This is a genomic window from Nocardioides sp., assembly GCF_031422975.1.
Classification (GTDB): Bacteria; Actinomycetota; Actinomycetes; order Propionibacteriales; family Nocardioidaceae; genus Nocardioides.
On record NZ_JANPEO010000228.1, the window covers coordinates 1 to 8,508 of the forward strand.

Consider the following 8,508-nt stretch of genomic DNA (forward strand, 5'->3'; position numbering starts at 1 on the left):
GTCGCAGCTCGCGGCGCCGGCCTTTGCATTGCCCAGCCCCTGAGTGAAAGGCGCGCATCGCCATGCACGAAGCATCCTCCTGCACCAGGAGCGGAGAACGAGGTGCCACCTCCGTTGAGTACGCCCTGATGGCCGGCCTCATTGCCGTGGTCATCGTCATCTCCGTGGCCTTCTTCGGGCAGCAAGTCGCCGCACTGTTCGGGCTGGTCCCGCCGCACATCTGAGTAGCGGTCACAGGGTGCGCGCGAGCGCGACCCGCTCCAGGGTCGTGGGGTGACTCCCCCACCACCACTGGAGCCAGGGCGGCGGAGTCGGGTCCGCCAGGGACCGCAGCGCCAGGGTCCGCTGCATCGCGATGAAGGCATCCGGATCCTGGGTCGTCGTCAGGGCGACCACATCGGCGCGGGTCTCGATCTGCCGGCTGATGGCGCTCTGCAGGGGGCTGGCGGCCAGCGTCGCCCAGACACTGAGAGCCAGGACGAGTGGCACGACCCGAGGGTCGGCCATCGAGGTGCGTCGGCGTCCCGAGCCGGCCGTGACCAGGACCGCCAGGAAGCCGACCCCGGTCGCGCCGCCCAGGCCGCCCAGCGCCGTGCCGATGAGGACGTCGCCGTGCCCGGCGTGCGCCAGCTCGTGGGCGACCACCGACAGGGCCTCGTCACGAGGCAGCGACTCGACCAGGTTGTCATAGACGACCACCCGTCGGGTGCCGCCGAAGCCGGACACGTAGGCGTTGAGCGTGGTCGTACGTCGCGACGCGTCCGCGACCAGGACGTCGTCGATCCGCACGTCCTCCTGGTCCGCGAGCGCGAAGATGTCCGACCTGAGCTCACCGTCGGGCAACGGCCTGAAGTCGTTGAACAGGGGCTCGACGACCAGCGGGTAGACGAAGGAGCCGAGCACGACCAGTGCCGCCACCAGGCCTGCCGCGATGGCCGGCCAGGTCCGCGTCCAGCGCCGCGCGACGCCGAGCAGCACCAGCAGTGCGAGTGACGTGGTGACCACGGTGATCGCCTCGCTCGTCGCCACGTCTCGCGCGTAGCCCACCCAGGACTGGGTGCTGAGCCCGTTGGCCAGCCGGTGGCGCTGCAACATCACACTGCAGGGCAGCGTGGCGAGGCGGCCGACCAGGCTGAGGGCGAGCACACCCAGCACGATCTTGGCCCACCAACGGCCGGGCAGCCGCGTCATCAACGCAGCCCCCCACCGGCTGAACCCGAGGACCGACGCCACGGCCACGTTGATCACGAGTGACAACAGGCTCCAGCGCCGCGCCCACGCGGCGTAGTCCTCACCGCGCCCGATCTGCTCCGCCGTGAACACCGAGTCGGGTCGTACGGCGCCGGGCGCACCGCCGGGGACCGGGTGCCAGGGCACCCAGATCGCCGCCACGAGGGCGAAGCCGATCGCCGCGGACACGGCCACGATGAGCGCACACCGCCGCGCAGTCACGAGCCGAGCTCCCTCAGCCTGCCCTGCCACCCGCGGACGACCTCGTCGAGGGTGAGCCCGACCGATGCCAGCGCCTCGGCCGTGGTCGCGCCGTCCGAGGCCCGGTCGTAGACCCGCACCAGTCCGCGCTCCCCCACCTGGTCGGCAACCTCGACACACGCCAGCCACGCCAGCTCGTAGGCCGCCTCCAGGTCGGGGGCGGCAGTGGCGAACTCGGCGGATCCCGGCAGCTGATCGGGCACGCCGTGGCGCCGAACGCTCGCGCTCGCCCGGGCAGCCGTGGTGCTCAACGGCAGGTCGACGTCGCGCAGGGCCACGTAGTCGGCGAATCCTTCGAGCAACCAGGGGTCGAGGGCGGCCGTGGTGGCGTCGGTGGCGACGTGCACCAGCTCGTGGCTGATCACGACCTGGGCACCCGCGCCGCGCAACCGGCCCGTCACCTCCGGGTTGACGAACACCCGGACGGGCGCGCCCGCGCGCACGGACCCGTCGGCGGCGGCCGTGACGGCGGCGATTGCGCCGTAGGTGCCGTCGGCCACGTTGAGCGTGTCGTCCAGCTGTGCGGCACTGGCAGGCACCTCCACGACGACAGACGGGCGCCACTGCGGGAGCACGCGCCGGACGACGGGGATCGCCCGGCGGACCCGCTGGAGATAGGCCCGCGCCTCCTGCCGGGCCTGCTCGCCGGCCGCCATGACGAGTGCCCGGCGCGTACGCCGTACGACCACCCGCTCGTGCAACCAGAGCGGTGAGATGCGATCACCACCACCCAGACCGGTGACGGCGACGCCGTCGCCCTCCGGTGCGAAGCCGATGAGCACCTCGGCGTGGGCCGGCTCCCGATCGAAACCCTCGACGGCCCAGGTCAACTCGACCGCCGCGGTCCACGCGCCGTCCTGCGAGACGGCGCCGACCTCGTCGACATACCGCGCGGACAGGTCCTCGAGCCTGAGGTCGCGCGCATTGCGGGCGACGGCAGCGAGGAGATCGACCGCATGGAGATCGGCCGCGGGCGCGAGATCGGCAGCGGCCGCGGCATCACCTGCCTGGAGGGCCCGCACCAGATCCTGCACGGCCGCGGCTGCCGCTCCCGCCCGCGCCGTGGGTGCTGTCCGGTCGTTCGACACGTCGGCCCGATAGGGCTCGTCGCCCCCGAGCAGCCATCCTCCCGCCGCGACCAGCCCCACACACAACGAAAGACCGGCCACCCACCATCGTGGGCGACCGGTCCTCGGGGTCGGGCTATCAGCCAGGGCGAACCGCGCCGACGTAAGGCATGGAGTAGAGACCCGCCACGGCCACACCGGTGCCGGGATTGGCGGCGTGCACGATCAGGCCGTTGCCGATGTACATGCCGACGTGGCTGATCGGGCTGTAGTAGAAGACCAGGTCTCCGGGCTGGAGGTCGCTGGCCGAGACGTGCGCACCGGAGCCGTACTGCGCACTGGACGAGTGCGGAAGACCCACGCCGGCCGCGCCCCAAGCGCGCATGGTGAGGCCCGAGCAGTCGAAGGCGCTGTCGCCGGTCGCGCCGTAGACGTAGGCGTCGCCGACCTGGGCCATGGCGTAGGAGACAGCCGCGGCGGCCCGACCGGAGGCGGGGACCGAGGCAGGCATCCGGGTCGTGCCGGACCGGGAGGTCAGCAGGCGCTCGCGCTCGTCGGCCTCGAGGTCGGCCAGGAGGTCCTTGGCGTCGTCGAGCTTGCCGTCGATCGTCGACTTCTCGGCCGCGAGCTCGTCGGTGGTGTCGGCGATCTCGGCGGCGCGGTCAGCAGTGGCCTCGCGTCGCAGGTCGAGGGCCTCGAGCTCGGTGGAGTAGGCGTCGAACATGTTGTCCTGCAGGTCGTTGAACCCCGACATGGTCGAGAGCTGACCCAGGAAGGCGCCGGGGTCGTCGGAGACGACGACCTGGCCGACGGTGGAGATCGACTCCCCTTGGTAGCCGCGCAGGATCGATTCGGCGACCTCGTCGCGGACGGCCTCGAGCTTGTCGCTCTGGCGCTGCTCGTCGGCCCGGAGGGCGGCGAGGTCCTTGCGGAGGTCGGCGAGGTCGAGCTCGGCGTCGTTGTATCGCTCCGACGCCTGCTCTGCCTCGTGGTAGAGCCGATCGACCTTGGCCTGGACATCCTTGATGTCCGGGTCGGCCTGGGCGGGTGAGACGGGGATGAGTCCGATGGCGGCAATAGCCGTGATTCCCAGCAAGGCGCTGCCGAGTCGCATCCGGTCGTGATTCACGAGCGGGTGTTCTCCCTAGGGTGTCGTACGTCTACCGGGTGAGCTGACGGGTTCGGGCACGACATGCCCTACGCCCCTGCGACATGCGCGAGCGCATGTCCTTGGAAGCGATTCACCCCAGTTGGGGAAGTGGTTCCCCGGCTCCGAGTCCGTTGACGGGGGGTCAACGGGATCGAACTCGACGCGGTGTTCGCGCGGACCCGAGTGGCCCACTTCCACGAACACCTGAGGTGTCACCCTAGTCGGCTCTGGTCGGGGCTGCCAATCTTGGACCGGTTTTGTGGACCGTGTCGCCGATGTGGGGTGGCTCACGGGGCTGACGGGGCTGACGGGGATGAGCGTCAGGTCAGGCGGACTCCACCACCGGGCAGGCCACGGGTTGGACCAGGCGGAGCGGTGGCACCAGTCCCCCGTCCGAGAGGGCTTGCAGCGCGCGGCGCTCGTCGTCGTCGAAGGTGAGCTCGGGCGGCGGCCCGAGCAACACCGTCACCATGCAGTCGTGGCAGGCCAGCCCACGGACCAGGCAGCTGTCGCAATCGATTCGTGTCGTCATGTGACACACCGTGGCATCGACCACCGACAACGACTCGCGGGCGGACACACCGAGAAGCTCTCAGTCCGAGGCGCCCGCGGTGGGATCGTCGGCGATGCTGGCCTCGTTGCGGTCGACGATCTCGATCGCGTCGGAGCGACCGCACCAGCGACACGACACCGACTCCACGGACTCGTCCTTGACCTCGGTCGACTCCACCTCGTGCTCGCCGGCCAGGTCGAAGTGCCAGAACTCGGCCGTCCGCCGGGTGCGGGTCACGTCGAACCGGGTGAGGTTGCCGCAGCCGCCGCAGCGCCAGCGTTGGTTCTCGTCCGGGAGCTGTGTGGTCACGCCGTTCACCCTAGTGGCGCGGCGTCCCTCGCTTTGTCGGTGGTCAGACCTAGCGTCCTCGACATGAGCACCGCAGCAGCCGCCACCTCCCGATGGGAGACCCAGCGCAGCTTCGACGAGCTGGGTCGGCCGCTGCGTGACATCACCTTCTGCGTGGTCGACCTGGAGACGACCGGCGGATCCGCGGCGGCCGGCTCCATGATCACCGAGATCGGCGCGGTCAAGGTTCGAGGCGGCGAGGTGCTCGGCGAGTTCCAGACCCTGGTCAACCCGCACGCCGCGATCTCGCCGTTCATCGCCGTGCTCACCGGGATCACCGACTCGATGGTCAGCGACGCGCCGTCCATCGAGTCGGCTCTCCCGAGGTTCCTGGAGTTCGCGGCGGGCACCGTGCTGGTGGCGCACAACGCGCCGTTCGACGTCGGCTTCCTGCGCCACTTCGCGAGCGCGCAGGACCTGGCGTGGCCGGGTTTCGAGGTCCTCGACACGGCCAAGCTCGCCCGTCGGGTGATCACTCGCGACGACGCGCCCAACTGCAAGCTCTCGTCACTGGCGGTGCTCTTCAACGCGACCACCACCCCCAATCACCGGGCGTTGTCCGACGCCCGCGCCACCGTCGACGTGCTGCACGGGCTGATGGAGCGACTGGGCGGCGTGGGGGTCCACACGATCGAGGAACTGCAGACCTTCACCTCCCGGGTCTCCACGGCCCAGCGCCGCAAGCGCCACCTGGCCGAGGGGCTGCCGCACGCCCCCGGGGTCTACCTCTTCCGCGACGACCGGGCCCGGGTGCTCTACGTCGGGACGTCGAAGGATCTGCGGAGCAGGGTGCGCAGCTACTTCACCGCCTCGGAGACCCGGACCCGGATGGGCGAGATGGTCGGACTGGCCGAGTCGGTCACCACGATCATCTGCGCCACCCCGCTCGAGGCCGAGGTCCGTGAGCTCAGGCTGATCGCCGAGCACAAGCCGAAGTACAACCGCCGCTCGCGCTTCCCCGAGAAGATGCACTTCGTCAAGCTCACCCGCGAGCCGTGGCCCCGACTCTCCCTGGTCCGCCGTGTCCTCGACGACGACGCCGACTATCTCGGGCCCTTCTCGTCGAAGAAGACGGCCGAGAAGTGCCTGGCGGCACTGCACGAGACGTTCCCGATCCGGCAGTGCTCCGACCGGATCGGGGCGAAGCCCACCCGCACCGCCTGTGTCCTGGCCGAGATGGGTCGATGCCTGTCGCCATGTGACGGCAGCGCAGACCCCGCGACGTACGCCGCAGTCGTCCGTCAACTGCGCGACACCCTGCTCCATCGCCCCGACGACGTCGTCGACGCCATCCAGCGGCGGATGACGACGTTGGCCGACCTCGATCGGTTCGAGGAGGCCGGCATCCACCGCGACCGGCTGGCCACCTTCGTGCGGGCCGCGGCGCGCACCCAGCGGCTCTCCGCTCTCACCGGGTGTCCCGAGGTGGTGGCCGCGCGACGTGAGGATGACGGCCGGTGGTCGGTGCACATCGTGCGACACGGACGTCTGGCCGCGGCCGGCGTCATCCCGGCGGGTGCCGACGCCCATCACTATGTCCACCAGCTCCGCGCCAGCGCGGAGACGGTGGCCGACGCGCCCGGTCCGGTGCCGGCGGCCACCGCGGAGGAGACCGAGAAGGTGCTCCGCTGGCTCGAGGCGCCGGGGATCCGGCTGGTCGACGTCGACGGCGAATGGGTCTGCCCCGTGGGCGGCGCCACGCGTCACCTGTCGGTCTATGACGCGGTCAACCAGTCCCGCCTGGCACTGGTGCCGTTCGACGAGCAGCGGATGCCGACCACGATGCACCAGCCGGCGCGCTGAGCCGGGTCAGTCCAGCCCGAGGGAGAAGGCCGACTCGAGGTCGTGCCGGGAGAACGTCCGGAATGCGATGTGCGTCTCGGTGGACGTCACACCCTCGACCTTGTTCAGCGAATCGGCGACCACGGCGGCGATGTCCTCGTGCTTGCTGACCCGGATCATGGCGATCAGGTCGATCTGGCCCGTCACCGAGTAGACCTCGCTGACGCCATCCAATGCCGCGATCGCCTCGGCGACCTCGGGGATGCGGGCGACGTCGGCCTTGACGAAGACGATGGCGGTGATCATGTCGATCACCGTAGCGGTCACCCGTCGTCGGTGGGATCCGTCCCTCCGTTTTGCCGATCGGCCAGAACCGTCTAGTCATTTCGGGCCAGGTAGGGCCATTTGCCCTCGCAGGGCTGCGTTGCCTACGTAGCGTGTCGCCGTCTGTGCTGTACCCAACGAGGGGAAGTTCCGGGATGTCACGCACGTCTGGCTCGTCAATCGCTTGTGCTCGCACATGCGCCGCACTGGTGATCCTGGGGCTCCTGGTGGCCCTTGTGGGACCGCTGGCACCCGCTCACGCGGCGGCCCCCGCCTCGCCGGTCGGGCTCAACGTGTCGCAGCCACTTCCGTCGTCCACCAAGTTCAACTGGAACCGGTCGGCCGGCGCCGAACGCTACGAGATCCAGGTCGATGACGACTCCGGCTTCAACAGCCCGGAGGTCAACGCGTCCACGGTGAACTCGGTGTACGTCCCCGAGGTCACCCTCAAGCTGGCCACCAACTACTGGCGGGTCCGTGCCGTGCTCGGCATCGACAGGTCGGACTGGACCACGGGCCTGCCCTTCGACCCGCCCGTCGTGACGGTGCCGATCCCCTCGAGCCCGGTCGACGGGGCACACCTGCAGCAGCCCAACGACCCGCCCCTCCTGTCCTGGACCCCCTCCCCGGGGGCGAAGTCCTACACCGTCCAGGTCGACAGTGACAGCGACTTCGTCGGCGCCGACGAGTTCACCACCGAGACGACCTCCTTCGTGATCACCAAGCCCCTCGGCCTCGGCGACTGGTTCTGGCGGGTCATCGCCTCCAAGGGACCCGGCATCGTGTCCCTGCCGAGCAACACCTCGAGCTTCTGGATCGAGGCGCTGGCAACCCCGGTGATCACCGGTCCCCTCGGCCCCGCGCCGAATGTCTCACCCGACGTGATCGACGTCGTCCTGGACTGGGATCCGGTTGACGGTGCCATCGGGTACGAGCTCCAGGTCGCCAGCAACATCGACTTCACGGCAGGCGCGATCGTCGAGGACCGCACCGGACCGTCCGGCCGGGTCCTCGGCACCAGGTTCTCGCCGCCCATCACCTACGACAACAACGGCTACTACTGGCGGGTCCGCGCCGTGGACACGGCCGGCAACTCCTCCGGCTGGGCACGCTCGCAGGTCGACTTCAACCGCCACTACGACGTCAGGCCCAACCCGGTCTTCCCCGTCGACGGGTCAACCAACGTCCCCGACCCGCTCTACTTCCAGTGGGACCCGGTCACCAACGCCTCGGAGTACGAGATCTGGGTCGGCACGGACGTCAACTTCTCGCCCAACACCTACAACTCCTGCCGCGTCGCGGCCACGACGTACACACCCGGACTGTTCGCGATCAACGACACCGACCTGGTCAACGTCCTGCCCAACCGCATCAACGAGGACTGTGACCCCCAGCCGGGCATCACCAACTACTGGCGCGTGCGTCCGCTCGACCGCCCCTACGTGAAGCCCGGGGGCGGCGACCTGCCCGGTGTCCAGGGCCTGTGGTCCCCGACCCAGAGCTTCCACTACTCGGGTCTGGCCGTGACGAACATGTCACCGGCCAACGGTGCGACCGTGAGCGTGCCGAGCCTCAGCTGGGACCCCACCCCGGGTGCCATGACCTACCGGGTGGTGATCAAGCTCGGCCTGGGCGAGGTCGACTCGGCCACGACCTACTCCACCTCCTACACCCCCAAGGGGCAGAATCGCCTCGCCCCGGGCACCTACACCTGGTCGGTGTACGCCGAGACCGCCGAGGGCACCAAGTCCCTGGCGCCCTTGCGCAGCTTCACGATCGCCGGCAGCCCGGCC

The 8,508-nt window shown here is 69.9% G+C and carries 9 protein-coding genes and 1 riboswitch; of the genes, 3 read left to right on the forward strand and 6 right to left on the reverse strand.

From position 1 onward, the window contains the following. Positions 1 to 62: 62 nt before the first annotated feature. Positions 63 to 224 carry a Flp family type IVb pilin gene (locus RMO85_RS06765; RefSeq protein ID WP_310527853.1) on the forward strand — a complete coding sequence of 54 codons (162 nt, stop codon included), beginning with the start codon at positions 63 to 65 and terminating at the stop codon, positions 222 to 224. Positions 225 to 231: 7 nt separating this feature from the next. On the opposite strand, the gene RMO85_RS06770 is transcribed toward RMO85_RS06765, so the two are convergent. From RMO85_RS06770 to RMO85_RS06790, 5 genes are all read right to left on the reverse strand, one after another. Next, positions 232 to 1,452 (reverse strand): M48 family metallopeptidase, encoded by a 1,221-nt coding sequence (locus RMO85_RS06770; protein ID WP_310527857.1) that lies wholly within the window; start codon positions 1,450 to 1,452, stop codon positions 232 to 234. Next, positions 1,449 to 2,660, reverse strand: a complete 1,212-nt coding sequence (locus RMO85_RS06775; protein ID WP_310527861.1) for a hypothetical protein — start codon at positions 2,658 to 2,660, stop codon at positions 1,449 to 1,451. Before RMO85_RS06775 ends, RMO85_RS06770 begins: the two co-directional genes overlap by 4 nt. Positions 2,661 to 2,697: 37 nt before the next feature. Next, positions 2,698 to 3,687: an NlpC/P60 family protein gene (locus RMO85_RS06780; RefSeq protein ID WP_310527863.1), complete on the reverse strand. Its 990-nt coding sequence runs from the start codon at positions 3,685 to 3,687 to the stop codon at positions 2,698 to 2,700. A 13-nt stretch (positions 3,688 to 3,700) separates the two neighbouring features. Continuing rightward, positions 3,701 to 3,866: riboswitch (cyclic di-AMP (ydaO/yuaA leader) on the reverse strand. 167 nt (positions 3,867 to 4,033) lie between these two features. Further along, complete coding sequence (locus RMO85_RS06785) at positions 4,034 to 4,240, reverse strand: hypothetical protein (RefSeq protein WP_310527864.1); 207 nt, start codon at positions 4,238 to 4,240, stop codon at positions 4,034 to 4,036. A gap of 60 nt (positions 4,241 to 4,300) precedes the next feature. Then, positions 4,301 to 4,570 (reverse strand): hypothetical protein, encoded by a 270-nt coding sequence (locus RMO85_RS06790; protein ID WP_310527867.1) that lies wholly within the window; start codon positions 4,568 to 4,570, stop codon positions 4,301 to 4,303. Positions 4,571 to 4,633: 63 nt separating this feature from the next. Here RMO85_RS06790 and RMO85_RS06795 point away from each other — a divergent pair, with 63 nt between their 5' ends. Next, the gene (locus RMO85_RS06795) at positions 4,634 to 6,412 is read left to right on the forward strand and encodes a DEDD exonuclease domain-containing protein (protein ID WP_310527870.1); all 1,779 of its coding nucleotides are present in this window, start codon (positions 4,634 to 4,636) and stop codon (positions 6,410 to 6,412) included. Between the two features lie 6 nt (positions 6,413 to 6,418). Here the strand turns inward: RMO85_RS06795 and RMO85_RS06800 are convergent, their stop codons facing one another. Beyond that, a complete protein-coding gene (locus RMO85_RS06800) occupies positions 6,419 to 6,697 on the reverse strand; it encodes an Lrp/AsnC family transcriptional regulator (protein WP_010833605.1) in 279 nt (92 codons plus the stop codon). Between the two features lie 245 nt (positions 6,698 to 6,942). On the opposite strand from RMO85_RS06800, the gene RMO85_RS06805 reads away from it, so the two are divergent. Then, the coding region (locus RMO85_RS06805) for a hypothetical protein (RefSeq protein WP_310527876.1) at positions 6,943 to 8,508 on the forward strand (1,566 nt) is incomplete at its 3' end.

Excerpts from the sequence above, each read along its gene's own strand:
- RMO85_RS06765 (WP_310527853.1), top strand. The coding sequence starts at position 63 with ATGCACGAAGCATCCTCCTGCACCAGGAGCGGAGAACGAGGTGCCACC.
- RMO85_RS06785 (WP_310527864.1), bottom strand. The coding sequence starts at position 4,240 with ATGACGACACGAATCGATTGCGACAGCTGCCTGGTCCGTGGGCTGGCC.
- RMO85_RS06795 (WP_310527870.1), top strand. The coding sequence starts at position 4,634 with ATGAGCACCGCAGCAGCCGCCACCTCCCGATGGGAGACCCAGCGCAGC.
- RMO85_RS06800 (WP_010833605.1), bottom strand. The coding sequence starts at position 6,697 with ATGATCACCGCCATCGTCTTCGTCAAGGCCGACGTCGCCCGCATCCCC.